Annotated in this window: 23 protein-coding genes and 2 pseudogenes; 13 read left to right on the top strand and 12 right to left on the bottom strand. The window is 37.6% G+C overall.

All coding sequences use genetic code 11. The features are described 5' to 3' along the window. Positions 1-44 precede the first annotated feature (44 nt). Positions 45-398: a hypothetical protein gene (locus JOC77_RS04060; RefSeq protein WP_204538933.1), complete on the top strand. Its 354-nt coding sequence runs from the start codon at positions 45-47 to the stop codon at positions 396-398. 97 nt (positions 399-495) lie between these two features. On the opposite strand, the pseudogene JOC77_RS04065 reads toward JOC77_RS04060, so the two are convergent. From JOC77_RS04065 to JOC77_RS04085, 5 genes and pseudogenes are all read right to left on the bottom strand, one after another. Beyond that, positions 496-1,202: pseudogene (locus JOC77_RS04065) on the bottom strand (class I SAM-dependent methyltransferase). A 439-nt stretch (positions 1,203-1,641) separates the two neighbouring features. After that, positions 1,642-3,004 (bottom strand): annotated as a pseudogene (locus JOC77_RS04070) (IS1182 family transposase). Positions 3,005-3,134: 130 nt separating this feature from the next. Beyond that, positions 3,135-4,283, bottom strand: a complete 1,149-nt coding sequence (locus tag JOC77_RS04075; protein ID WP_204538936.1) for a cation:proton antiporter — start codon at positions 4,281-4,283, stop codon at positions 3,135-3,137. A 204-nt stretch (positions 4,284-4,487) separates the two neighbouring features. Next, positions 4,488-4,820 carry an antibiotic biosynthesis monooxygenase gene (locus JOC77_RS04080; RefSeq protein ID WP_204538938.1) on the bottom strand — a complete coding sequence of 111 codons (333 nt, stop codon included), beginning with the start codon at positions 4,818-4,820 and terminating at the stop codon, positions 4,488-4,490. A gap of 184 nt (positions 4,821-5,004) precedes the next feature. Next, entirely contained in the window at positions 5,005-5,337 is a 333-nt protein-coding gene (locus JOC77_RS04085) for a hypothetical protein (RefSeq protein WP_204538942.1), read from the bottom strand. Positions 5,338-5,678: 341 nt separating this feature from the next. Here JOC77_RS04085 and JOC77_RS04090 point away from each other — a divergent pair, with 341 nt between their 5' ends. Further along, positions 5,679-5,948, top strand: coding sequence for a hypothetical protein (locus JOC77_RS04090; RefSeq protein WP_204538947.1), 270 nt, complete (start codon positions 5,679-5,681; stop codon positions 5,946-5,948). Between the two features lie 128 nt (positions 5,949-6,076). Here JOC77_RS04090 and JOC77_RS04095 read toward each other — a convergent pair whose 3' ends face one another. Next, a complete protein-coding gene (locus tag JOC77_RS04095; RefSeq protein ID WP_204538951.1) occupies positions 6,077-6,940 on the bottom strand; it encodes a hypothetical protein in 864 nt (287 codons plus the stop codon). 204 nt (positions 6,941-7,144) lie between these two features. Here JOC77_RS04095 and JOC77_RS04100 point away from each other — a divergent pair, with 204 nt between their 5' ends. The 3 genes from JOC77_RS04100 (at position 7,145) to JOC77_RS04110 (ending at position 8,851) form a co-directional block, all read left to right on the top strand. Then, positions 7,145-7,534, top strand: a complete 390-nt coding sequence (locus JOC77_RS04100; RefSeq protein WP_204538954.1) for a hypothetical protein — start codon at positions 7,145-7,147, stop codon at positions 7,532-7,534. A 92-nt stretch (positions 7,535-7,626) separates the two neighbouring features. Beyond that, positions 7,627-7,995, top strand: a complete 369-nt coding sequence (locus tag JOC77_RS04105; protein ID WP_204538957.1) for an STAS domain-containing protein — start codon at positions 7,627-7,629, stop codon at positions 7,993-7,995. Between the two features lie 217 nt (positions 7,996-8,212). Continuing rightward, complete coding sequence (locus tag JOC77_RS04110) at positions 8,213-8,851, top strand: DUF2238 domain-containing protein (RefSeq protein WP_204538961.1); 639 nt, start codon at positions 8,213-8,215, stop codon at positions 8,849-8,851. Between the two features lie 415 nt (positions 8,852-9,266). Here JOC77_RS04110 and JOC77_RS04115 read toward each other — a convergent pair whose 3' ends face one another. Further along, positions 9,267-10,394: an NAD(P)/FAD-dependent oxidoreductase gene (locus JOC77_RS04115; protein WP_204538964.1), complete on the bottom strand. Its 1,128-nt coding sequence runs from the start codon at positions 10,392-10,394 to the stop codon at positions 9,267-9,269. A 491-nt stretch (positions 10,395-10,885) separates the two neighbouring features. Between JOC77_RS04115 and JOC77_RS04120 the strand changes: the two genes are divergently transcribed. After that, on the top strand, positions 10,886-11,821 hold the full coding sequence (locus JOC77_RS04120; protein WP_239558576.1) for an NAD-dependent epimerase/dehydratase family protein: 936 nt from the start codon (positions 10,886-10,888) through the stop codon (positions 11,819-11,821). Positions 11,822-12,406: 585 nt separating this feature from the next. Next, on the top strand, positions 12,407-12,823 hold the full coding sequence (locus JOC77_RS04125; RefSeq protein ID WP_204538966.1) for a YugN family protein: 417 nt from the start codon (positions 12,407-12,409) through the stop codon (positions 12,821-12,823). Between the two features lie 277 nt (positions 12,824-13,100). Here JOC77_RS04125 and JOC77_RS04130 read toward each other — a convergent pair whose 3' ends face one another. Then, positions 13,101-14,033: a catalase family peroxidase gene (locus JOC77_RS04130; protein ID WP_204538969.1), complete on the bottom strand. Its 933-nt coding sequence runs from the start codon at positions 14,031-14,033 to the stop codon at positions 13,101-13,103. A 1,118-nt stretch (positions 14,034-15,151) separates the two neighbouring features. Here JOC77_RS04130 and JOC77_RS04135 point away from each other — a divergent pair. Continuing rightward, entirely contained in the window at positions 15,152-15,442 is a 291-nt protein-coding gene (locus tag JOC77_RS04135) for a hypothetical protein (RefSeq protein ID WP_204538972.1), read from the top strand. A 97-nt stretch (positions 15,443-15,539) separates the two neighbouring features. Here the strand turns inward: JOC77_RS04135 and JOC77_RS04140 are convergent, their stop codons facing one another. Further along, positions 15,540-16,025 (bottom strand): SRPBCC family protein, encoded by a 486-nt coding sequence (locus tag JOC77_RS04140; protein ID WP_204538975.1) that lies wholly within the window; start codon positions 16,023-16,025, stop codon positions 15,540-15,542. 347 nt (positions 16,026-16,372) lie between these two features. Here JOC77_RS04140 and JOC77_RS21710 point away from each other — a divergent pair, with 347 nt between their 5' ends. Beyond that, a complete protein-coding gene (locus JOC77_RS21710; protein WP_204538978.1) occupies positions 16,373-17,191 on the top strand; it encodes an STAS domain-containing protein in 819 nt (272 codons plus the stop codon). Positions 17,192-17,277: 86 nt separating this feature from the next. Here JOC77_RS21710 and JOC77_RS04150 read toward each other — a convergent pair whose 3' ends face one another. Further along, positions 17,278-17,529, bottom strand: a complete 252-nt coding sequence (locus tag JOC77_RS04150) for a hypothetical protein (RefSeq protein ID WP_204538981.1) — start codon at positions 17,527-17,529, stop codon at positions 17,278-17,280. A 284-nt stretch (positions 17,530-17,813) separates the two neighbouring features. Next, positions 17,814-18,104, bottom strand: coding sequence for a hypothetical protein (locus tag JOC77_RS04155; RefSeq protein ID WP_204538984.1), 291 nt, complete (start codon positions 18,102-18,104; stop codon positions 17,814-17,816). Between the two features lie 468 nt (positions 18,105-18,572). Here JOC77_RS04155 and JOC77_RS04160 point away from each other — a divergent pair, with 468 nt between their 5' ends. Continuing rightward, positions 18,573-19,052 (top strand): metal-dependent hydrolase, encoded by a 480-nt coding sequence (locus JOC77_RS04160; protein WP_204538987.1) that lies wholly within the window; start codon positions 18,573-18,575, stop codon positions 19,050-19,052. Between the two features lie 320 nt (positions 19,053-19,372). Here JOC77_RS04160 and JOC77_RS04165 read toward each other — a convergent pair whose 3' ends face one another. Beyond that, a complete protein-coding gene (locus tag JOC77_RS04165) occupies positions 19,373-19,516 on the bottom strand; it encodes a hypothetical protein (RefSeq protein ID WP_204538990.1) in 144 nt (47 codons plus the stop codon). Positions 19,517-20,096: 580 nt separating this feature from the next. Between JOC77_RS04165 and JOC77_RS04170 the strand changes: the two genes are divergently transcribed. Genes JOC77_RS04170 through JOC77_RS04180 form a run of 3 tightly spaced genes read left to right on the top strand, consistent with a single transcriptional unit; the run spans position 20,097 to position 23,990 of the window. Next, positions 20,097-21,203, top strand: a complete 1,107-nt coding sequence (locus JOC77_RS04170) for a GerAB/ArcD/ProY family transporter (protein ID WP_204539212.1) — start codon at positions 20,097-20,099, stop codon at positions 21,201-21,203. Positions 21,204-21,207: 4 nt separating this feature from the next. Then, entirely contained in the window at positions 21,208-22,788 is a 1,581-nt protein-coding gene (locus tag JOC77_RS04175; protein ID WP_204538994.1) for a spore germination protein, read from the top strand. Next, positions 22,785-23,990 (top strand): Ger(x)C family spore germination protein, encoded by a 1,206-nt coding sequence (locus JOC77_RS04180; protein ID WP_204538997.1) that lies wholly within the window; start codon positions 22,785-22,787, stop codon positions 23,988-23,990. Before JOC77_RS04175 ends, JOC77_RS04180 begins: the two co-directional genes overlap by 4 nt. Positions 23,991-24,043: the final 53 nt, after the last annotated feature.

The raw sequence follows: 24,043 nt of genomic DNA on the forward strand, positions 1-24,043 counted from the left end.
ATAATATGGCAATAATAATATAGTGTGATCGAGAGGAGAATATAATGAACATTTCCAGCTTAACATTAACAGCTGCTCCCGTTCTTCATGTGTTTCCTCCTGTATATGAAGGCTTAGGTCTGCCTGAGTTATCTTCATATATGGAGCAGCGTTTTTCTTTTACATACACAATAGGAAAAATCGAAAGAACGGGGTATGGCAGCATCCGGAAGATTATTAGTGATGATACAATCCATATAGTGATTTCTGAGAAATTGACAGGAGTAGGCCCAAAAAAGCTTCAAAAACTAAAAGAAATATTACTGGGTGAGGCACAAAACCTTTTCTTGGCGGCTGACATTTCTGAATCCAATTTACAGAAGGTATATCATACGCACTTCCGAAAGACCACCAATTAAGAGCCTCAAGTAAATATTCCTTCCGTTAATAATGTCCGTTTCTCCTTGCATATTTGTATAGTATAAAAATAGCTATTGAGGCAGCGCTGTTGGAGGATTACTTGTACCTGAACAAGGCAGTCAAAAGATCCGGCTTTCCGAAAATGTTTTCATCATTTATGTCCTTCATTCTTCGAATTTCTATAACCTCAAAATCCTTGAAAATGGCTCTTAACTTAGCCTCCGTAAACCCCAGCCCGCCTCTAAGACTGCCCAATCTATAAACATCCCAATCTGTTATTTCTGCACCGCCTAGTTCCCCGCCTCGTATGAAACAAGTTATTGCAAAGAACCCACCCGGTTTTAAAGCCTTTTTCAGCAGATTCAGATAGCTCATCCTTCTATGCGGAGGAATATGATGAAAACAGCCAGAATCATATACAAGATCATATGAACCTTCATCAATATCAAGCAGAAAAATATTTTTGTTTATAAAGTTTACCTCTGCATTCGTTTCTTTTGCCCTTGCCATTCCCCATTTGATTGCCTCTTTAGATGAATCAACAGCATCCACTATACACAGCCTTTTTCTGCTAAATACATGGCATTTCTGCCAGCGCCACAGCCAAGGTCAAGGGCTTTTCCCGGAACAATGATTCTTTCCTGCAGATATTGCACTAAATTCTCATCTGGATGGTTAACAAAAATCGGTACCTCTCTTTCGCGGTCAGAATAAAAGGTATTCCAATCAAATCGGGATTTCTCTTTTAACAGTTCGTCCAGCATAACTAATACATCCTGATCAGTAAATATCATTTCTTTCAAAATAGCACCCCTTCTTTCCAAAGATCACTATTTAATTTTACTAAAAATACCCATTTAATACGTTACAATGATGTTAAAAATGAATAAAATAAACGAGGATTTAATCGCCTTCACGAGGCTGATTCTAACTCTGTATGCTCTTTAAAAGCCTCTATTTCAGCCTATTACACAGAGGTAATATCTTACTATGTAAATAACGTGTTAGGTCTTAAAAAGAGTTATATACAAATGTGAGTGTATATGAAATTTTACATAGCGGTTATTTTATTACAATTATTACATAAATATTACAAATCACAAATTCCTTCCTGACAGTAAAAAAAGCTGCAAATGCAGCTTTCAGATTGTCGACAAAAGGCATTCGGAATAGGCCTATTCCGAATGCCTTTTGTCTTTTTTCGCATTTTTATCTTTGAACAGACCTCTCCGAGGTAACTTATTATGCCATTTTTGGACTTACCCATGTCCAGCTGGCCAGTTTCTTTAAATTCATGGCAGCAAAAGTAAGCATCGCCTGCATGGACAATTTTTTAAGGCCTCTTAAAGTTGTCCATCGCATATCATGCTTTTCTTTTGCATCAGCAAATACACGTTCAATTGTTTCTTTTCGTCGTGCATAGATTATTTTATTCTCTTCTGTGTGACGAAGATGTTCAGCTTCTTCAAGAAACTCTTCCCAAACATGTCGTTGAATCAGCTTCTTATGTTTTTGACTTTGGGTACATTGAGAAAGGAGGGAGCAATCGTTACACTGTACTGGATTAGAGAAGTATTGACGATAGCCTTCCTTCGTTGTGGTGCTATATTTTAAAACTTGTCCTTGCGAACAAAGGTAGCAATCATAATGTTCATCATAAACAAAGTCATGCTTTTTTAAATAACCATCCTTAGTACGCGGACGAGTATAAGGTAAAGCAGGACGAATCTCATTTTCAAGTAAGTATTGAGCGATAGCAGGTGTTTTATATCCAGCGTCAGCAGCAACAGCTGAAGGTTTCCCAGAGTTCTCTATGACTTTTTCGAGTAGTGGTTCAAACATGACACTATCATGAACATTTCCAGGTGTAACAATCGTCCCTAAGACAAAACCATTCTTATCCGCAGCTGCATGGAAAGAATAGGCAAACTGCTTTGTGCGTTCATCCTTAACGTAAATAACCACTCTCTGGGTCCGTGGTACTTTCTTTGACTTCCTTATGTTCTTCCTTCTCAAATTTATCTGGAGGGAACGGTTTTTTACCATGTTCTTTACGGTCACTGTTGATTTCCTGTTGGAGACGAGTCTGGTAAGCTTTCGTTTCTTTACGCACAACCTTTTTCTCGAATTTACGCTTATTTGCGCTTGCTTTAGCATGCGTAGAATCAATAAATACATGTTCATTACTAACCAACTTCTTATCGGAAGCTTGTTTTAGAATTCGGTAGAAAATCTGTTCAAATATATCCGTATCCTTAAACCGGCGTTCATAATTTTTACCGAAGGTGGAAAAATGAGGTACCTTATCATAGAAACCGAAGCCAAGAAACCATCGATAGGCTATGTTCGTTTCGATTTCTTCTATTGTTTTACGCATTGAACGAATACCAAACATATATTGGATGAATGTCATCTTGATTAATACAACAGGATCGATACTTGGACGACCACGTTCAGTCGAGTACATCTCTTCAACTAGTGGATAGATAAATGAAAAATTAATAGCAGCTTCCACTTTTCGAACTAAGTGGTTTGCAGGTACCAGCTGTTCTAAAGTAATCATTTCTAATTGTTCACGATTCATCTGTGTATTTTTGGTAAGCATTTCTTCATCACCTTTATGGAGTAATACCTTAATTATACTAAAAAAAGACTGTAGTAAATCCGAAAATTCTTTGGATTTGTCTACAGTCTGAAAGCTGCAAATGCAGCTTTATTTAAATACAAGTAATTTTTTAATATGTATCAGCTTGTTCAACAGGTTTAAAGAACCATTTCATCATGGGTGGGGTGATTATGGTTGTAACAAGAACAACGACGACAATTACAGCGAACATGTCCTGGCTGAGCAGCTTTGCTTCTAACCCGATGGCGGCCATAATAAGTGCAACTTCTCCACGTGATACCATGGCGGCTCCTATCCCCCACGAACTGCTCCAGCCGAATCCAGCAATTTTCGCACCAGCCGCTGCCCCGATTAACTTGGTTAGAATAGCTAAGATGCTTAATAGAACGATTAAACCGAAACTGCTGGATATTCCAGAAAACTCTGCAGTAATCCCGATCGATGTAAAGAATACAGGAACAAAAATGGAATAACTGATTGTTTCAACCTTCTCAAACACTTCATGCTTATATGATGTGACACTAATGGCCACTCCGGCAATGTAAGCACCTATTATGGCTGCCACTCCCGTATATTCAGCTAAAAAGGCATAAACAAAACATATGATCAAAGCAGATGAAATAACCGTTTCTGTAACCTTTAAAGATGAAAACTTTTTCAAGAACCAGGGAACGGCTTTCCAGCCAATCAAAATAGCTCCCCCGAAAAATAATACTTTCTTTACTATCACTGTTGTTAAATTAATATCCCCGCCGGCAAAACTCATTAAGAATGCCAGAGCGATAATGACAACCACATCATCGATGACGGCTGCTCCTAAAATGGTGCTCCCTTCACGGGTTTTTAATTGATTCATTTCCTTAAGTGCCTGAACAGAGATACTGACGCTCGTCGCTGAAAGCAATAATCCTAAAAATAAGGATTCCAGTGTTGATAAATCTAAAAGGATGCCTGCTAAATACCCCAGAACAAGCGGTACTAAAATCCCGCCAAACCCAACGAGTGTTGATGCTTTGCCGCTTCGTTTAAAGTCATCCACATCTGTTTCCAGACCAGCTATAAACATTAGCAGAATGACTCCGATTTGACTAAACTGTTCCAGAGTCTCAGTTTCGTTTACCAGCCCCAGAACGGAGGGCCCAAGCACGATTCCGATCAATAGTTTGCCAAGTACTGATGGCTGCCCCAGTCTTACACTTAAACTGCCGGCTATTTTGGAAGCAGCTAAAATAATGGCCAATTGTAAAATTAATAACATATAAGTTCCACCTTCCTAATTATATATTTTGTTTTAATTGAAAAAGAATACAAAAAGAGCCCGTTACCAAAGGACATAATAGTCCCTTGGTGACAGGCTCCTCCAAGTACGCTTCATAATTAATTTATTATATTATAGCATATTTTCAGATACTTAATCACTTTTTTCGTATGTACTGCCTTAAATCTGATGCCGCAAAGATCATTAATCGATGATCTCCTGCTTCCCCGTTTTGACCGCTTTAACTTGATAGACAGCACCTTCGGAAGAGATGATATAGTCTGGCTTTGGCTTGCCAAGATTGGCTTTATGACCCGCAATGTGGGCATCGCTTTTTTCCCATTGCTTCCAATGCTGTTCAGATTCCCAGCGAATCAAAATAATTACCTCTTCATTACCCCGCCTCACTTTTTTAACCATTACAGTTAAATCTATGAAGCCCTCCTGTTCTTCTACGAGTCCTTCTTTACTGAACCGATTCACTACTTGTTCCGAATTACCCTCTGTAACTTTTATATTTCTTACCTGAACAAACATTAAAACAGCCCCAATCATCTATTTTATAGAATGATTATAAATGATAACCATTATCAATAGCCAGCGAAATACTTCAAAAAAGAATGTATCAGGCCCATGACAGGAAATCAGTAAGTAACTCCCTTCTTACAGTCCGATCAAGACTCAGGTTATATGTGATCGTGTCATGGGCGATTTATCCTAATTACTTTAAGGCTTCATCCTCCCCTATGACGGCTATTTGTGTTAATTCCCAGGGGTTGTTCCCTTTCTTTTTATAGGTCGCTAAGTAGTTTTCATTCTCTTTAATTAAGTTCCATACCATGGGCTCCGTTATATTAATTTTGAATTCGTTTTTAGCTCCCAGGCTGTTTGGATTAATCACCTTTATCCACGCTTGGCTATCATTTTTTGTATGCTCTTTTTTAATAATCTTAATTTCTGATGTTGTAGATTGCCGCAATTCAGCCGGCCATCTGACGTAAAGGAAGATAATCGCTAATAAAATACATAACAGGTATAGTTTTCTCTTCGACATCATTGATCCCTCCTGTATTACTTTATTTACAGGAAGGATGCTATATACATTACCTAAAGGACTTAAGCTGCCAGATCTCTTATTAATTTTCAATTTTCCAGAAAACCATTTCAGGCTGGGGATACTTGCTGCCTATCGTCCTATGAATGTCCGATATTATTAATAGCTGTTCTTCTGTTAAGCGTTTATTTATAATGGCAGAAAATCAATATCACTTGCGGCGTTTTCATATGCTCCTAAAGACAGAGATCCATGCAAATATAATCCCTCAGAATGCCAGGCAAATGTTCATTCCACAAGCACATGTATTCATATAAAATTTTAGCCACAATAATAGGAGTATGTATCAAAAAATTTCTTCCCTGCGCTTTCATCTTGTCCATACGTATCCGGGTGCTTCGTCATTCTCTTCTGTTTTGTATGTAAAATGCCGGATGTACGCGTACTCCACCTTTAATAGAATAATTTACTTGGATCAATTAGACTTTTATGTTGATAAACAAAAACTTTGTGTGGCTAACTTACTAATTTATGTGGCCAGCTCTGCTTCTTATGTGGCTGTCATTATTTTTATGTGGCTTCATACAAGAAAGCGGCCAGATTCCCTTTAACCTTTATAAGCATCTATTTGTATTTCTCTGTTACTGCCCGCAACCCCTTTAATTACAGTCAATCAAAATAAAAAAGCCGCCTAAGCGACTAACGACTTTCTACGAAAGTGACTTGTAAAAAACCATTTTTAGTGATTATTTTCATCTATTTCTTCACATAAAGAAGTACCATCAATCTGCCACCGGCCAGTCAGATCTTCCCTGATCAATATTAAATTTAACATTCTTTTTTGCTTTCCATGCTTCTTAGAAGAATAGGCTGCTTTAACTGGTATCTCAGTTGCAACAATTCCATCTTCAGCTTTTGTTTGTCCTTGGTGTGAAAGAAGGCTGATAAAGGAAATACCTTTTATTTGTTCCTTAGCGCATGCAACAGCGCCATATTGCGGCATTACAATTTTCAAAAGGTTTTGATCACGCATATTGACAGCCAGTGTGAATAAATGGATCAGCTCATAAGGATCCAGCGTATTTAAATAGGTGACATCCTTGCCTCCAGCTTTCATGATCATCAATTTATGGATTGGATCCTCATTATTCAAACGGTGAGTGGTACTCCCGTAAAAATGGACACAAAAGTGACCCGGAAATTTATTTTGGAGTGCGCCTGCCCCATGAGGCATACCATGCATAGAGGCAGCTATCATATGATCATCCACCAACACTATAATTGCTCTTCTTTTCCAGCTCCACTTTCCGCCATAGATTTTTTTCATTATGGAAGTGTCATGCGCGGTCAGCGGCTGAACATCTGCATGCTGACTGCCGGCTCGTCTTTGAACCTTAAATTGCAAACCTGTTTGAACATCAATAAGGGTGAATATTGACTTTCTTGGTATAATGGTGCGAGCTTCATTCCACGGAAGCACCTTCAGTTTAAAACTAATTGGCACATTCGGGTCTTGCCATTCTGAAGAAGCATGTGCTAAATACTGGCCAGTAAATATGAAGATACATATAACAATGAATTGGCTGAAGATTTTCCGGTACATGTTGTTTCTCCCTTTATTTTTACTTATTTTTGATAAATCCCCAGAAATACATGTTATAAAATATTTGGAAATAGATTAACTGATCTTTTCAAAAGGATGCTTATTAGGGTTACAATTGTAATTGCCTTCAAGTCAGCCAGCTAGTACAATTCTAGTAAGAATGATCTCTTTGTGTCCATTTACAATGAATTTTCGGGGGAAGCTATGGATAAAAAGATACAGCTATTGGGAGATTTAATTTTAACAAAGAAGCAGGAGATTGCTGAAAATGTTCATAAAGCCAGAGTGGCCGGGATTCCATTAGCAGTTCTGGATAGTCAGGAATACAAACGAATTGTGCAAAATATCATGGATTTTCGAATCCAATTTTTAACTATAGTCGGGGAAACACTCCAAAAGAAGTCAGACACAAAAGAGTTACTTGAAAAAGTAGTATCATGGGGCTGGGAAAAGCGAGAATATTGCTTCCATGTAGGTGCATCTTTTGATAAAACGATCAAAGATATAAGTTATTACCGGAAATATATCTGGGAGGCTCTCCTCCAGGAAACAAGCGCCAATAATTTGTCAGTGTCTTTCAAGTTATATCATTGATCGACCCAATTATTGACAGTTCTGTTTACCATTTAAGCCTCTCTTACGTTCGAATTTATCAGAAAGCCATGGAGGATGCGAAAAGTGCTTCCATGGAATTATCTGTACCAGTTATTCCTCTTACAAAGGGTGTTGGTGTTTTACCGCTTATCCGAAAAATAGATATCGATAGAGCTCAGCTGTTAATGGAACAGTCATTAAAACACGCTGTTCAATTAAAATTAACGTATCTCATTTTTGATCTTTCCGGGGTTCCATTGGTGGATACGATGGCAGCCCAGCAAATTTTTCATGTAATACAGTCTTTACAGCTTATCGGAGTAAAAACAATATTGACCGGAATTAGGCCTGAAATTGCCCGGACTATGGTAAGCCTGGGGACGAATAAAGAAGAAATCTTGGTAAAAGCCAGTTTAGAGCAGGCTTTAAAACACACTCAATCCATCAAACAACTGATTTGAAACAATAAATAATACTTACGCAGGCTAAAAAACCATCGTTTTACATACGATGGTTTTTCGATTTTTCAACGCCCCCTCCACATCTGTCAACATGAAGGTCGTGTTATTTCTTATCAAAACTTTTTGCTTCCCTTTATGTATGAAGGACAAGGGACTAAATCAAAATAAAAAATAAGTGATTTCCTAAATAAAGATATTTAGATTAAACCTAAAAAGGATGAATAACGTGAGAAAAGCAAAAAGCAGTAAAACTCATATCTTCCTATTCTTAATTGTTACCGCATTTTTTATTTGGTCGCTTATTAAACCGGCTGGAGGATATGGATTATGGGCTGCAGAGGTTGCTCCTGCTGCTGTGGGATTAATTATAGTCATCGTTACATACAATAGGTTCCGTCTTACAACGCTCTCTTATATAATAATTGCAGGTTTGGCAATCATGACGTTTATCGGAGGACATTACACGTATACCAGAGTACCCCTTTTCAATTGGTTAAAAGATGCCTTCGACTTAAACCGAAATCATTATGACCGCTTTGGCCATCTGTTGAAGGGTTTGTTAGCAATCGTAATAAGAGAAATTGTATTGAGGCAGACTCAGTTGTCCAGAGGCTCCTGGTTAGTAGCTATTGTAACAAGTATTTCGCTTGCAATCTCCTCTTTATATGAAATTATTGAATGGCTTTCATTAATAATAACAAAGGGGGGAAAAGAATCTAAAAATTTTCTTGGTACTCAGGGCAGTATGTGGGATGCACAATGGGATATGTCCTTAACCCTCATTGGCACCATTCTTGCTTTATCATTCCTTTCGCATCTTCATAACAGGCTGTTAAACAAAAATCGAATGTCATAAAGAATAATATTATATACCAATCTCCTTTATCCTGAAATCTAAAGAAAAATTTGTGTCCCAACAATATTTACAGCTAAAAAAAGCTTGGGTGTTAATGACTCCAAGCTTTTTAGACATACATAACTCCACTTTTTTAATAAGCCATTTCCTTATTTCGTTCATGAAGACCTCTATGAAACGGCAGAAGAATAATAACCACATAAATAACGATTTTACACTCAGCTAAGAATCAAACCATATATTTCTCCTAAGTTGTTCTTCTTACTTTTACGAAATATACAGAGGTGCTGATTATTTTAGCCGGATGCAGTATTTCTATGTGGTATGGTCATCACAAGTAAAACGAAAACCTCTGTCGGCTCTTTTTTACGAATAAGGACATAGCTGCAGTGTATGAATCTCCTAAGCAGGGGAATCAACTGTTCCCGATGGCGTTATTGATATCATAATCATGTAAATTTATTTCCAGATCCATTCCAAGCGCCATTTTTGCTAATTGATTCCCAATATACGGCCCCATCGTTAAACCAGACGCTCCCAGCCCATTTGCTATTATAACTCCATCCCAGTTCGGAAGATAGCCAACTACTGGAAGAAAACCTGGTGTAAACGGGCGAAAACCAACTCTTGCTTCCAGAAAAGTGCTATCGGATAAACCAGGAGCGAATGTTAAACCATTAGTAAGAAGTTCCTGTATACCACCTGCTGTTATTCGTACATCATAGCCATCTATATCCTCTTCACGAGTCGCACCTATTACGATTTTTTGGTTATCAAGAGAAAGTAGATATTCATCCGGATTCAGCATAACTATAGGCCATGTATCCGATTTATTTTCGTCAGGAATCTGCAAATGAACAGTTTGTCCTTTTTGAAAGCTTACTTTAAAATGGATACCTAACGGCTTGAGTAATTGATTTGCCCATGCACCTGCACAAATAATAACTTTGTCAGCTGAAAAGCTTTGATCTCCTACAGTTACTCCCGTTACTTGGTTTGTATTAAATTGAAGCGAACCATCACCTTTTATTAGGGTGGCACCGTTTCTTTGAGCAGATCGCAATAACGCATCGCGCAGCGCACGGCCATCCACACGGGCGGCTCCGCTTATATGGACAGAATGATACTCTTCCTCCAGCAAAGGAAAAAGTTCAGCTGTTTCTTTTTCTGCAAGCTGCGTAATATCACCGAACTCTGGCGCCTCCGCTTTTCGCAGTTGTACACGCTCTTCCATTTGTCTAATTTTTTCTATATCTTTATGAACACTTAGAATACCTACACGGCTATAACCCGTGTCTGTCTCGCCTTCGCTCTTAAGTTCTTTTATCAAACCTGGGTAAAAGGAAGCTCCCGCTTTGGTCAGATGGTACCAGGCCGGATTCCGACCCTGCGATAACCATGGGCAAATAAAGCCTGCAGCTGCATCCGTAGCCTGTCCTTTATCTTTGCGGTCTATAATCAGCACCTCAGCACCCGATTTTGCCAATTGATATGCTGTGGATGCTCCAAGGATACCAGCCCCAACTACTATGACCTTCTTCATAACCGTTCCCTTTCCTGTCTCTTACTGAAACAGTTTTTATTGTTAGTATATATAATTCTTAAGATAAATATAAAGAAAACGGTACGGCTCAGTTCATTAGGATACACCTTCTTTAGCTGAGTAAACCTGAATGGAAGCGGAAATATGGAGAAAACATTTCTTAAGATAATTATTTTCGAGAGATGAGTAAATAGCTGGGTTCCCCACTAATGCAGCAGATATAAAAATTAACTGAGCCGAATATCCTTCACCATTATTTGGTTTACTATAATACATGAATTAAGTGGAATTCTAAAGAAGATATTAGGTGTAATTTGCTGAATGATCATATTATTAATTCTGTGTTTTAGATAAAAACGTCCCATTTTAGGTGAGGACTATATGTAAAACGGTTAAGAAATGGTATGAACAGGATACTGGACAAATGCTGCTCAACTAACAGATTAACTAAAAACAGAAAAAATAAATGATCCTCTAAAGGAATTCCTAATATGGAAAATGTGAAAAAGGAGCGGGAAATAGTGAAAGTAGTTGTAACAGGAGCAGCAGGCAAAATCGGCAGATGGACCGTAAGAACACTCTTAGATGCAGGCCATGAGGTAGTAGCTTCAGATAAAAAATTGAGGGAGGAAGTGGCATCGAGAGACTTTGTTCAAGCTGAATTACGCGATTATGGACAGGTCTGCCAGCTTTTACAGGGGTGTGATGCGGTGGTACACCTTGGTAATATTCCTACTGATGTGCGGAATACATCTCAGGCCATTTTTGAAAATAATATGCTCGTTAATTTTAATATCCTGGAAGCTTGTAAAGACTTTAAAATTCCTAAGCTTGTCTGGGCTTCAAGCGAGACCGTTTTGGGGTATCCCTTTGAAGCAGCGCAGCTTAGTTACCTTCCTGTAGATGAAGAGCATCCAACAATCATAAAGTCCTCATATGCTATGGCAAAGAGGTTGACTGAAAACCTCTCACAAATGTTTCACAAACTTACTAAAACACAAATAGTTGCACTTCGCTTTGCAAATATGTACGAACCGGATGAATATGAAAAAATTCCAATCATGCATTGGAATGAGCAGCAAAAAGATATCCAAAAGAAAAATGCGTGGGCCTATTGCGATGTCAGGGATGCCTCAACTGCCTGTCTACTCGCAATAGAAAAGGATAATTTAGGATTTGAAATATTTCATATAACTGCCCCAGATACAATTATGCCGGACCTTAGCCAGGATTTAGTGAAGAAATATTTCCCAGATGTTACCTTAAAGAAAGATGTAAAGGGACACGAAACTCTTATGTCCATAGATAAGGCTAAGGATGTCCTTGGTTATGAACCACGTTATACATGGCGAAATGTCCTAAATAATGACGGCACAACGAAAGCGCTGCCCGAGGATCAGCTTGCTTTATCAAAAACAAACATATAACAATACACCAATCAGCCCCAATCAAGGGGCTGATTTAGATTAGGGATCTTATTCTATATGGATCAGGACCTGAATTTTACGATATCATCGATGAAAGAAACATAATGAAAAGAGTTTTTTGATTCTTTTTTTCGGCTCGGGGCTCTAACCCACTACGGTATTTTACTTATGAATAATTCTTGCCCAGTCAGGATGTTCCAGGTTTAACAGCCTAACTGTTTCCACAGCCGTTCTACAACCACCCTGCAAATGATGTAGACATTTCTCCTTCTCGAGAGTCGTTTCACTTCTTGGAAATTTACTACATATATTAATTTTTCATTGAATCCAACGAGGCTTAGAAGTGACCAGTGCTTCATAACAATCTATGTACAAATCATATGTACATAGTAATTCATACTAATATTAACTATTAAAAAGTAACAAAGAGACTTCTAATTGATATGCGCACCTTCAGTGTATAGGAGCTTAATCTTATTCCTGATCGACAAATGCCCTTATGTTTGAAAAACGTCATGGGGTGGAAATACCTAAATATTGAAAATAATACGTTTTAAAATAAGACTTAAGAAAAGAGGTTATATTATGATACCAATACAATCAACCATAGAAGGCAAACAATTAGCTCTGGGCACCTTAAAGAAAGCCCTGGAGCCATTGGGTTTTCATGTAGGAGACAATTGGGAGTATGATCATGCACATCTGGATTATAAAATCGATGATGAACATGGAGATCAGCAATATATACGTATTCCCTTTCATTCTTTAGGTGATTCTCTCGAAAAAGATCGAGCATTGGTTCAAATTGGAACACCTTTTCTTCTGGACCATCAATTTGAAACAGAAGTTGACGATGAAGGCAATATCGGTGCAGTAGCTGCCTCCGTGGACCAGTTTAAGTCACCGGCTGACAGAGATGCTCCTTTTCCTGACCGCTACAAAGAATTTGGGATGAAAGTGATTGAACAAGTTGAAGCGGCCTTGTCTCAACACATAGTTTAAAGAACACTGCCATCCATAAGGGTGGCGGTGTTCTTTTTTGGTCCTTACAGCAAAATTTATATAAGTTTTCCTGATCTTCCATATTGCTCAATTTCCGGTCACCTATTAATTTACAAAGAGACCCTGCTATATCTTCCCTATATGTTGTATCAATTAATTGATTATTTAAAACCAGGATAGTTATTCCATTAGCTCCCCATAACTCTTTTTGTCTAATTCTTCATAGAGATGTGACATAATGAAATACCTCGTTTAAATGCTGCTTAATAGGGACTATTTACTTATTTTTTAAACGTCGATCATAGGAAACAGCATAGGCATGATGACGAAAGTGTAAAATCGGATCCTCGGAACACTCAATGCCACGAGGCACAACTGTTGGGTCAAAAAATAAATCTTCAGGGCATTTATCCATTTTACGGTGAATAGCTAAGTGTCCGATCGTTATCTGCTGCCTGTCTCCCGGCCATACAACAGTTGGATCATCTGTCGGATCATTTTCTTTGCCCAATTGAATATTTAGATTAAATCCTATAGGACCATTACTAAGCCTCTGATCCAGCTCTTCATCCAGATAATTGTGGAGAAGCTTAGCTGCTTCCTTTTTAGTATACATGCTTAATCCGGCATCTGGCTCCCATAGATATTTAACCGCCTGACGCTTTCCGTTTTCGTTTATAAAATAAAACGCATGAATAGAGAAATACTGAGCCATTGCATAGCTTGCAGGCAAGCGGATTTCTTTTATCATTTTAAAAAAGGCCTTGCTCTCAGGAAACTTGGCCGCAATTTTTTGTAAAGCCTTTATATCAGGCAAGCCTTTTTTAGCTGTTGACATTAACTTTGTGACTTCTATAAAAGTTTCCGGTGTTCGGGCAAAAAACAGGGGAATGGTAGTACAGACTAAATTAGTTATCTGATTATTTGGCAAAGCAAACTGTACAGCCATGCCCTTGGGAGGCGTTAACCCATCACTATGATTCGGATTACTAGAGCTGTTAGAAAAACGCACAATCACTGAAACTTCCTCTGATTGTAAATGCGGTGCGTCAGTGAAAAGTGCTGCCCGGCCATTCGGCTTAAAAATGCCCTCATAGCAATTTCCTCGTGCATGCGCTCGTCTCAGGCCTGGAAACTTCCCCGCTGCCTCTTCAATATGGTCAATGGATTCATCCGCACGATGAAATTCTGGTAATTTTTCTGAATCCAAAGGATTTTCCCCCTTTTATATTTTACAATTCTTTTGTATCGATAAATCTACTCTTCCCTGGCTCGGATTTACACAAACCTGTACAGCTCCTCCATTATGTGAGCGAAGACCGCTGCTGATGAATCGTTAGAGACAAATACGAAGAAGGCTAAAGATGCCAAAGGTGCCAGCCACGACTCCCTCTTATTCTTATATAGAATGAGATAATACCTTTTTTTAATTCTTGGCTCTGTTAAAGCCCAATATTGATATTGGCACTATCTTGATTGGAGTGGAAGGCGTGAGATCCTCGAAAATGCATTCGCATTTCCTTCGTGCGGTGACAATTCGAGGAAGCAATTCAATGTCCTGCGGGAAAAGCGGGGATTGTCCAGCTCCGGACTGACACCTTTGGTCATAAGCCAATCGCCGTCAAAAGGCAAAAAGCGCCTTTCGCCGCCGCTCGTCTTATGCCTCTCAGGTGTCTGACTTTCAATGTAATGTGATCTTTTAAAAGAGTATGTTCATCACAGTTCTTTTAAAAGAAGCATCTGAAAGTCACCTTCCTCCGCTTTTCTATAAAGGGAGACCCCACAGGCGTTTCACGCCGAGGAGGCTCCCGGACCGCCCGCGGAAAGCGAATGCCTGCAGCGTAAATCAACAGGCATGTCTAACAGAGCTTAATTCTTAAGGAAACTAGTTTTTATTTAAGCTTTAAAAAGTATTGTTTATCATTTTCCCTTTTTAATCCTTCAGTAATTTTTTAATGATCTGGCTGGTATGAATGGTCAATTCTTTTTTGCACCGCAGATTCAATTAGTAAATAAAAAATAAATGATAGTAAAATAATAAAAAATCGTTAGACCATTACTCCCTTGTGGTTGTATACTCCAAAAGAATTCACCTTCTTAATTTCTATTCGATGGCCATTTCCTTTAACTGTTTGCTTCATTTGTTTTATTTCTGAATTTCTATATAAGAATATATTTTAAACAGCGAGCTAGAGTGTCGGTTAGAACAACATCTGCAAATGATTCAATCACTCACTTACAAAGATCTTATAGGCAATTCAATTCTGGTAATGTACGATTATAACAAACTTACAATATTAACAAAGATGCAAAAGGATGAGTGAACCTATGAAAAGCTTAAAGCATTTCTTTAAGTGGTATTTTAAACGCGGAGCTCATAATGTCAGCGGGCTAATTAGTTTTATATTGATGTTTGGGACGCTCCAGCTGGTTGATTACTCGGTCATTAAAGCTAACCCGCTGCGTCTTATTCTTTTATTCCTCCTGCTGCTGGCTTTATATCAAGTGTCGGATACTTTTTTAGCAAAGAAACTTAAAGAAAAAAATAAAGATATAGGTTTTAGATATTTTCTTCTTACCATCTTTATAATGACTGGATTGAGTACCATCTTGAATTAGCAGATAAAAACCGCCCTACCGGTCTGCAGCCAGTAGGGCGGTTTTTATTATATTTTATGATGGTAAATGCATGATCAGAAATATTAAATCAAAAAAATTATTTTTGTAAGCCATTGACAGCATCTCTATACTTTTGATGCCAAAGCTCCCATTCAACTTTTTGGAAATCCAAATAGCTGCCATTCAATACGGCGTTTAATCGCTCCAAACAAACATGCCATCCTGCCAAATCCTTTGAGGTATGATCCACAAGGATGGGGATAAATTCCTTTAGTACTAATAAACATCCCTCGGGAGCAGGAAATAACTCAAATCGTACCAGGGTGTCACCCCATTCAAATTCAAGAAGAGAATTGGATTGGCAGTTTGTAATTTTTAAAATAAACGATGATCCAGTCCCGTCATTCATATTGAATAGAATAACTCCTCCTTTTCGAAGGTCCTTCATTTCCAGATTTGGCATCCACTTTTCTAAAGACTCATTTGTTGTTATCGCTGCCCAAACATGATCAGCCGTCTGTGAAAAATGACGTTCAAATCGTGCAACATACTCGTCCTCAAATTTTTCTATAACTGCAAGCAATTGTTATTCCTCCATCTTCAACTATAGTTATAAATCAGCCTTGTTTTCTAATGAAATATGCTAATCTTTCCAGTTTACTAGATCATTAAAATTACTCGATTCTCCCCCCCGATTACCATAATAAAGTATTCTTTTCTCGAGAAGATTTTCCTTCTAAAAGGTAAGAGAGATCCTAATTTATTTGAAATTTCGTTTTAGCAGATTAAAAAACAGTTCTTCTTACTAAGAATGAAACCTACTCATAAATGAGATAGACAAATAGAAAATAAATTTATATACTATGTCCTAGTAAGTAAAAAAATATGTATATGTTCCTTAGGAATATAGTTACACAAAGGGGTTAGGCAGTGAGTTCGGTGGATATTGTTGCTACTTATATATTGAATCATGCGGAAACTATTAGTAAAGAAATTGTTACTTATAATGTAAATAAAATAGAAATTACCCTGCCCAATGAACTAATTGAAAGGTCAATCGCTATTAACAGTGAGTTTTTAAAATTTTTAGGGAAGACTCTAATTTCCCCTGATGAAATAGTGGCGGATGAGTTTATTCCGTGGTATAGAAAGTATTTAGAACAAGAAAATACTCCTATGACCAACATCTCCAGCCTGATAAAGCCTTATGCAGAAACCCGGCAGCAGTTGATCAATATGATAACGAAAATTTCTATTGAACATGGACTCTCTACTGAAGATGTTGTTAACATTATTAGCCGGATCAGTTATTTATTAGATTTAAGCATTACGGAGACCATTGTTTCTCGTGAACAAGCAGCGGAAGAAATAAATAACAATAATCAAAAAGTGATAACTGAATTATCATCACCAGTTGTACCCATTCAGAACGGAATGGCCATTCTGCCTTTAATAGGTGAAATGGATCTCGATCGAAGCGAACATATCATGAATAGTGTCATACCCAAAATCAGTCAGATGAAAATTAAATGTCTGATTATCGACTTCTCAGGTATGGCTTCAGTTGATACAGAGATGGCCAGCCGAATCTTTAATATTTATGATATTCTGAGATTACTTGGGATAAATGCCATGTTTACAGGCATCCGGCCAGATTTAGCCACAAAGATCATTGGAGCCGGTATAGACTTCTCTTCACTAAATACCTTTGCAACAGTCCAGCAGGCGATACTAAACAATGAATGCTGAAGAACTTATAACAAAAAGGTCAGCCATACACGGCTGACCTTTTTACTATATACGAGTGCCGTTTGAAAAAATTTTTTTTACTTTACCTAGATCTCATAATAAAAACCTAACGCAATTTTAATGACATCTCTAACATCTTCGGACTGATGTTCTGTCATCTCTAATATATCTTTTTTAGTAATTTCCATCTTCGCATCTTTTAGCACAACTCCGTTTTCGAGCTCTATATCTAAGGTAACAATATGGTCGTCTATGTTCGTCCAAATATTATTTACCGTAAAGCTTTTTATGGCTGCACCTTTTTTTAATTTATTATTTTCCATTCTAGACATACTCATTATATACACTCCTTTTAACCATACACTCTATGATACTTGGAGCTTCTATAATGTAAATAAGCAGATAGGCCTAAAAAAAAGAACCTTTTATAAACTCCCTTTTTTTTTGTAAAAAGTAGTACTCAAAAGTACTTATGCATTTCTCCATACTGCTGTGTATTTTTTGAGGCACTTCATATTTTCTTCTGTTTTAATTTCGCATCTATTACTTCACCATATAAATTTCGGAATCCCTGAATAATATCAAATCGAATTAAGGTATATTTTTTTTGCTATTGATTTCATTATTCGGAAATACGATTAAGGGCTTTGATATATTGATCGGGAGCGACTTCAGTATATTGATAACTGACTGAGCTCTCACTCAATTCTATTGTGAAATCTTTTCCCATTTTATTGTTCTCATCCTTAAAAAATTGTGCGTGAAATTTATGTCCCTTAGGTTCAGTAACCATAAACTCACCTACTTTTTTTAGTTGTTTATCGATATTGGTTATTTCGTACATAACTGGAGGTGATCCAGATATCTGGATAAATGAACCTTCACCTAACCACCAGCCTTTTATATCATTCATCGTAACATCCGAAGGTGTGTTATCCTTATTGTAACTAGCTTTAGCCACAGGATATTGTTTTTGTTCCTGTTCTTCTTTTATTGTCTGCTCTCCGGGAAGACAAGCAGTTAAACTTAAAATGATTAGTAAGCCTAATAAGATATTTTAAAACATCACTCTCTCTTCTTTATTTGCTAATCTAATAATTCATCAAGGCTTTACATACCCTCATAGATTTGGAGGGCTGACAGCCAGATATTTATACGCCTTTGTTTTTGGCCGCTTTTTATGTAAACTTTATCCATTGCATTATATTAAATTATTAAAAATAATTCTCCATTACCCGCGCTTATCCTTCGAGGAAACGAAAAGTATTATTTAATGACATTTGGGTTCAATTCATCTTTCCATTATTTTTTAAAAAGGGTTATGATAGAAACATAGACATAAGGTACCATTCAGTAAATGAGTATACATCTAGGAGGACCCATGGAAGGTAAAACACATATAGTCGGAGGGATTGCTGCTGGCGCTCTTTATTTGAAAACAGTCGGCACTGTCCAGCCAGAAGTTCTATTTTTCACCAGTTGTATAGCTGGTGCACTGCTGCCGGATATCTGTTCTCCCACTTCAACCATCGGCAGAATGATCCCCTTGCTGGATCGCCTGGTTAGTAAGACTTTCGGCCATCGAACCATAACGCATAGTTTATTTATGTTAATTTTGACCTTTATGGTCTTTAGGTTAACGCATTTGCCGGAAGCTATAGAACTGGGAATATGGATAGGTATGGCGAGCCATTTAGTTCTTGATGCAATCACAGTGAAAGGGATACAGTTTCTTTGGCCATTAAAAATTCGTGTTGGAATCCCTGTAGGAATTAAAACGGGCGGTACGTTAGAAAAAGGGATTCTCTCCTTGCTAACGGTATACATAGCCTATGTAGGATATCAAATTTATTTAAATTGAAATTAATAGAATAGCAGTATAGATTATGAAATGAATTTACTCTCAGGATGGGCCTATGAACGCAGTACTTTATCCGTTATAGAAAGAATTCTTTTATGAAAAGGCATCGATATTATTTTACAGATTTAGATATAACACCCACTCGCCCGTTGGGTGTAGATCAAATAAAAATCGAAATTCATACAAGAGATAAGAGCTGCTGGCAGCTCTTATCTCTTGTAGATCGCCTTTTCCTTTTAGATACGACTTCTTGCACCGAAAATCACTTGTAAAAGTTTGTGGTAATCTTTGCCTTGGAATAAGGCTGGCGGATTATACTTTTATTTTTCAATCTCTAACCCTTCTCCAGAATCTACAGGTCTGTTTATTTCGTTGTCAGAAGATGGTAAAGCCTCTCTCTTGGGATCGGTAAAAAAGGTTCCCAGTTCTTGCTTCAAGCGTTCTTCTGACTTTTCCTCGTACATACGATCACCACCTTTTAATAATCTTAAATGGTTCAGTCATAAAGGGATATAATGCAAATATATAGTCCCTTATTTCCTATACCAATACCCTTTAGCTGTAAAACAACTTTTTACAATTTAAAACTTGTTAAAATATGGAAGGGGTATCAGTAAAACGCAATCACTATCATTATTTGTCCATTAATCATCCCTCCCACCTTTCCATTTAAAATATCCTTTAAAAGTTACTGGCAGATTCCAGATTTCTCATTATAGAAGAATGAATAAAAAAAAGGCACTCTGGAAAACTAAGCCAAATCGCTTACAAATATCAAAGGATGACACACTGCATGTTAACTTTTTCATTCCTGCTCGTCATTTTCCTACTAACTATTTTATTAGCTGTGTTTGACATGATGATACTAGATTTTTCGATATGGGAAGCTTTGATAAACTTGTATTTTCCTGAAGTAGCCACCGGCAGAAGCTTTGTGTATACAGGTGTATTTTTCGGCTTTGTCATATGCATAGTCGGGGATTTTCGTTTATATAAGAAGAAAAAATTAAAGAAGAATCACGCTGAAAGGGACGGATCTCCTTGATGCCAAAAGAAAATCTTTCTCTAATTCAGCTGCTTACGCTTACTATCAATTTCCTAATAGGCAGCTCTATAGTAGTTGGTGTGGGCCTGCAAGCTAAAAATGATGCATGGATCGCATTAGCAGCAGGAACAATGGCTGGTTTCGCTATAGTATGGTTTTATCATAAAATTTCAGACCTTGTGCCTGAAAAGAACATATACCAAATTTTCGAATATGTTTACGGGAAAAAAATAACGATTTTACTCTCTTTGTTGTATGTTACCTATTTTGTATATTTAGCCAGCCGCGTGGTAAGAGATTTTATAGAATTAATTTCAGCTTCTATCATGCCGCATACACCCATAGAATTTATTTCTTTAACCTTGATGTTATTGATGGGTTATATCATTTATTTAGGTATTGAGGTACTAGCAAGGATTACTGAAATATTTACTCCTTATATTTTAGGATTTTTTGTACTTTTAGGCATTTTCCTCATTGCCAGCGGGACAATTGATATCCAGAATATTAAACCTGTATTAAGTGGAGGGGTTTTTCCAGTTGCAAAAGTGGTCTTTCCAAGCATAATCACCTTCCCCTTTGGTGAGTTGATTGCATTTTTGATCATTTTCCCTGCCATAACTAAAAGAAATCATTCATTGAAATTTTCTCTCATTGGCGTGGGCATTGCGGGAGGTCTGCTGACCTTATCTTCTTTGTTAACCATTACCACTCTTGGTACAGATATCACTCAGAGGTCGGCTTTCCCATTGCTTTCTGTTGCTAGATTAGTATCTGTCGGCGAATTCATCGAAAGAATGGATTCTGTTGTGGTTTTTATTATGATGCTTGGCATTTTAATTAAAGGGGCTGTTTTTCTTTTTAGCGCCACAAAGGGATTAGAGCATATTTTTAATCTTCCATATAGATATTTTGCAGTTCCCCTTGCCATGATTGTCTCTCTTTTTTCAATATTAGTATCTGTAAATTTTGCAGATCATGTGGAAGAAGGATTAACGCTGGTTCCAAAATTCCTGCACCTTCCCTTTCAGTTTGGGGTTCCAGGCATAACCATGGTGATTATACTATGGAAAAAACGGAAGCAAATCAAGAAGAGAAAAAGGTGAAAAAATGCCATTTCGTATGTTCAGAAAAGAAAATACTGGATCTAACATGGAAAAGCTAAACGGCCCAGCAAATGAAAACATCATGACATACAATCTGCCTGAACTTAAAGAAGTAATTAAGTACGAATTTGCCAATACAGCTGACCTTAAGGTTGTCCATATTCAAGTAAAAGCAGCAGAAATGGCTCTTTTCTATTTAGAAAGCATGGTGGATATAAAGTCACTTAAGGAAATGACAGCGAAGATGATGGAAGATTCATCAGAGACCTCTACCAAGTTGGAAGATTCTAGTGACTTAAAACTCTTCTTCAGTAACTCGTTCGGCTTAACTAAGATTGAAAGCATGCAATCAAAAGACAACTTAATTCAAGCCTTAGTCAGGGGATCTTTAGTTATTGCTGCAGAAGGCATTGACATAATGTCACTTCCCTTGCCCAATACTGAAAAAAGAAGCATCGAAGAACCCACCAGTGAGCGGGTTATTAGAGGACCAAAGGATGGATTTACAGAATCATTAGCTACGAATGTAAGCCTGATTAGAAGAAGAATTCTGAATCCTAAATTGTGCTTTGAAGAATTCACATTAGGTGAAAACACCGGGACATTAACATATATAGGGTACATAAATGGCCTTGCAAATGAAGACATCGTTAAGGAAGTAAAGGACCGGATCAAAAGGATTAAAACCGATAGTGTACTGGGCTCAGGAAACATTGAAGAGTTAATAGCAGATAAAACGGCTACTTTGTTCCCACTTGCTTTGAATACTGAACGTCCAGATAGGGTGGCCGCAAAGCTGCTGGAAGGAAAAATAGTCATCATTGTGGATGGCACCCCTTTTTCATTGCTGGTGCCTGCTGTGTTTAATGACTTTTTCCAGGCTGCTGAAGACTATTACCAGCCGTATTTCATGGCTTCTTTTCTAAGATTCATCCGGTATTTATGCTTCATGATCGGACTATTAATTCCTTCTTTTTATGTTGCTGCCATTACGTATCACCATGAATTGATTCCTACTCAGTTCTTGCTGGCCTTAATTTCACAAAGAGACGGAATCCCATTTCCTGCTATGGTTGAAGTTCTTATTATGGAAGTCACATTTGAAATATTACGCGAGGCTGCAATCCGGACACCTAAGCATATCGGACAGATGGTATCCATTGTAGGTGCGCTCGTAATTGGTCAGGCAGCTGCCGAATCAGGCATCATTTCAAATGTAATGATTATTATCGTTTCGATCACTGCTATTACTAATTTTGTTTCTCCCATCTACACGTTCGGAGCTGCTTCAAGACTTTTGCGATTTCTTTTAATCTTTGCAGCTTCTATTCTTGGGCTTTACGGCATCCTTCTCGTAATGATTCTAATTGTAGCCCATTTATGCTCATTGCGTTCTTTTGGTATTCCTTATCTGTCCCCTGTAGCTCCATTTATACTAGAAGACCAAAACGATGTTTTTTTCCGGTTTCCTTTTTGGGCTAAAAAAAACAACCCTCTTTATTTATATACGAACGAAGAAATGCAGGCTGCTTCTCCTGATTCGCCTTCCCCGCCGACGATGACGCAAGGGAGAGAGAAGCAATGAAGAAAATTCTGCTTGCTCCAATGCTTATTATGGTCCTATGCCTTTCAGGCTGCTGGGACTATAGAGAATTAGCTGATGTAACAGTGGTAACAGGAATAGCGGTGGATAAAACCCAAAATAACAAGTATAAGCTTACAGTGGAGGGGATTAATGCCCAGGAGCTAAATAATAGAACCGCAGCCGGGTATGCACCAAGTATTGTATACTCCTTATCAGGGAATTCAATAGCAGAATTAACACAAAAAATGAATATTGGATTCTCAAGAAATCTTATTTATTCTCACATGCGAATTTTGATCATCAGTGAGACAGCAGCAAGAGAAGGAATAACCGAATTTATCGATTTTCTTGAAAGGGACAGAGAGATCAGGGATGATTTTAGACTAATCATTTCCCGCCGAACAAGCGCTGCCCAAATTTTAAAAACTACTTACCCCTTTCAGAAATCTTCTTCCCTAAAGTTATTTAAACAAATGGATTCCTTTAGAAGAAATTGGGGAGGGAATCCTTCTGTACAATTAAATGATGTGGTTAATGCACTCACATCACCAGCGGTTCAGCCCGTTATGGAGGCAGTGACCATTCAGGGAAAAGCATCCAAAGGACCAAGTGTGGAAAATATGAAAAAAGTGACTCCAGATGCTCTGGTAGTCCTGGATTCACTTGGTATATTCCGGGAAGGAAAGTTAATTGGATTTCTTCCTCTTAATGATTCACGATACTATGTGTGGCTCCGGGGGAAACTCGACCATACAGCCTTTTCTATAGAATGTAGAAAACAAAACAATAATTTTATTACCCTTAGAGCGTATAATAATAAATCAAAAATAACGGGACACTTAGAAGATGGCAAAGCAGCCTTTAAAGTGAAGCTGCAATTGGAGGGATTTCTTGATTCAAATCATTGCGGGAAGGACTTAAATAAAGTCGAAACTTATAAGGAATATGAAAAATTAGCTGAAAAATATATCGAGAAGGAAATGAAGCTATCTATAAATAAAGTACAAAAAAAATACAAGATTGATGTATATGGTTTTGGAGAATATTTATATAGAAATGATTATAAAAATTTTAAAACAGTCGAACATAATTGGGACAATGTTTTCAAAAATGCAAAGGTTGAAGTAGATGCTAAAGTGAAACTAAGAAGAACGGCACTGCGGACAAAAAGTTTTATCTCGGAGACAAAAGCTAAGCATTAGAAATTATTTGCAATGTACGGATCTCACATACTGCCTTAAGTATGTGAGATCAC

The sequence above is a fragment of the Peribacillus deserti genome (assembly GCF_016909175.1).
In the GTDB taxonomy this organism is placed as follows: Bacteria; Bacillota; Bacilli; order Bacillales; family DSM-1321; genus Paraperibacillus; species Paraperibacillus deserti.

Coding starts and splice junctions, on each gene's coding strand:
- JOC77_RS04060 (WP_204538933.1), top strand. CDS start 45: ATGAACATTTCCAGCTTAACATTAACAGCTGCTCCCGTTCTTCATGTG.
- JOC77_RS04075 (WP_204538936.1), bottom strand. CDS start 4,283: ATGTTATTAATTTTACAATTGGCCATTATTTTAGCTGCTTCCAAAATA.
- JOC77_RS04080 (WP_204538938.1), bottom strand. CDS start 4,820: ATGTTTGTTCAGGTAAGAAATATAAAAGTTACAGAGGGTAATTCGGAA.
- JOC77_RS04085 (WP_204538942.1), bottom strand. CDS start 5,337: ATGTCGAAGAGAAAACTATACCTGTTATGTATTTTATTAGCGATTATC.
- JOC77_RS04090 (WP_204538947.1), top strand. CDS start 5,679: ATGTATCAAAAAATTTCTTCCCTGCGCTTTCATCTTGTCCATACGTAT.
- JOC77_RS04095 (WP_204538951.1), bottom strand. CDS start 6,940: ATGTACCGGAAAATCTTCAGCCAATTCATTGTTATATGTATCTTCATA.
- JOC77_RS04100 (WP_204538954.1), top strand. CDS start 7,145: ATGGATAAAAAGATACAGCTATTGGGAGATTTAATTTTAACAAAGAAG.
- JOC77_RS04105 (WP_204538957.1), top strand. CDS start 7,627: ATGGAATTATCTGTACCAGTTATTCCTCTTACAAAGGGTGTTGGTGTT.
- JOC77_RS04110 (WP_204538961.1), top strand. CDS start 8,213: ATGAATAACGTGAGAAAAGCAAAAAGCAGTAAAACTCATATCTTCCTA.
- JOC77_RS04115 (WP_204538964.1), bottom strand. CDS start 10,394: ATGAAGAAGGTCATAGTAGTTGGGGCTGGTATCCTTGGAGCATCCACA.
- JOC77_RS04120 (WP_239558576.1), top strand. CDS start 10,886: ATGGAAAATGTGAAAAAGGAGCGGGAAATAGTGAAAGTAGTTGTAACA.
- JOC77_RS04125 (WP_204538966.1), top strand. CDS start 12,407: ATGATACCAATACAATCAACCATAGAAGGCAAACAATTAGCTCTGGGC.
- JOC77_RS04135 (WP_204538972.1), top strand. CDS start 15,152: ATGAAAAGCTTAAAGCATTTCTTTAAGTGGTATTTTAAACGCGGAGCT.
- JOC77_RS04150 (WP_204538981.1), bottom strand. CDS start 17,529: ATGAGTATGTCTAGAATGGAAAATAATAAATTAAAAAAAGGTGCAGCC.
- JOC77_RS04155 (WP_204538984.1), bottom strand. CDS start 18,104: ATGAATGATATAAAAGGCTGGTGGTTAGGTGAAGGTTCATTTATCCAG.
- JOC77_RS04160 (WP_204538987.1), top strand. CDS start 18,573: ATGGAAGGTAAAACACATATAGTCGGAGGGATTGCTGCTGGCGCTCTT.
- JOC77_RS04165 (WP_204538990.1), bottom strand. CDS start 19,516: ATGTACGAGGAAAAGTCAGAAGAACGCTTGAAGCAAGAACTGGGAACC.
- JOC77_RS04170 (WP_204539212.1), top strand. CDS start 20,097: ATGCCAAAAGAAAATCTTTCTCTAATTCAGCTGCTTACGCTTACTATC.
- JOC77_RS04175 (WP_204538994.1), top strand. CDS start 21,208: ATGCCATTTCGTATGTTCAGAAAAGAAAATACTGGATCTAACATGGAA.
- JOC77_RS04180 (WP_204538997.1), top strand. CDS start 22,785: ATGAAGAAAATTCTGCTTGCTCCAATGCTTATTATGGTCCTATGCCTT.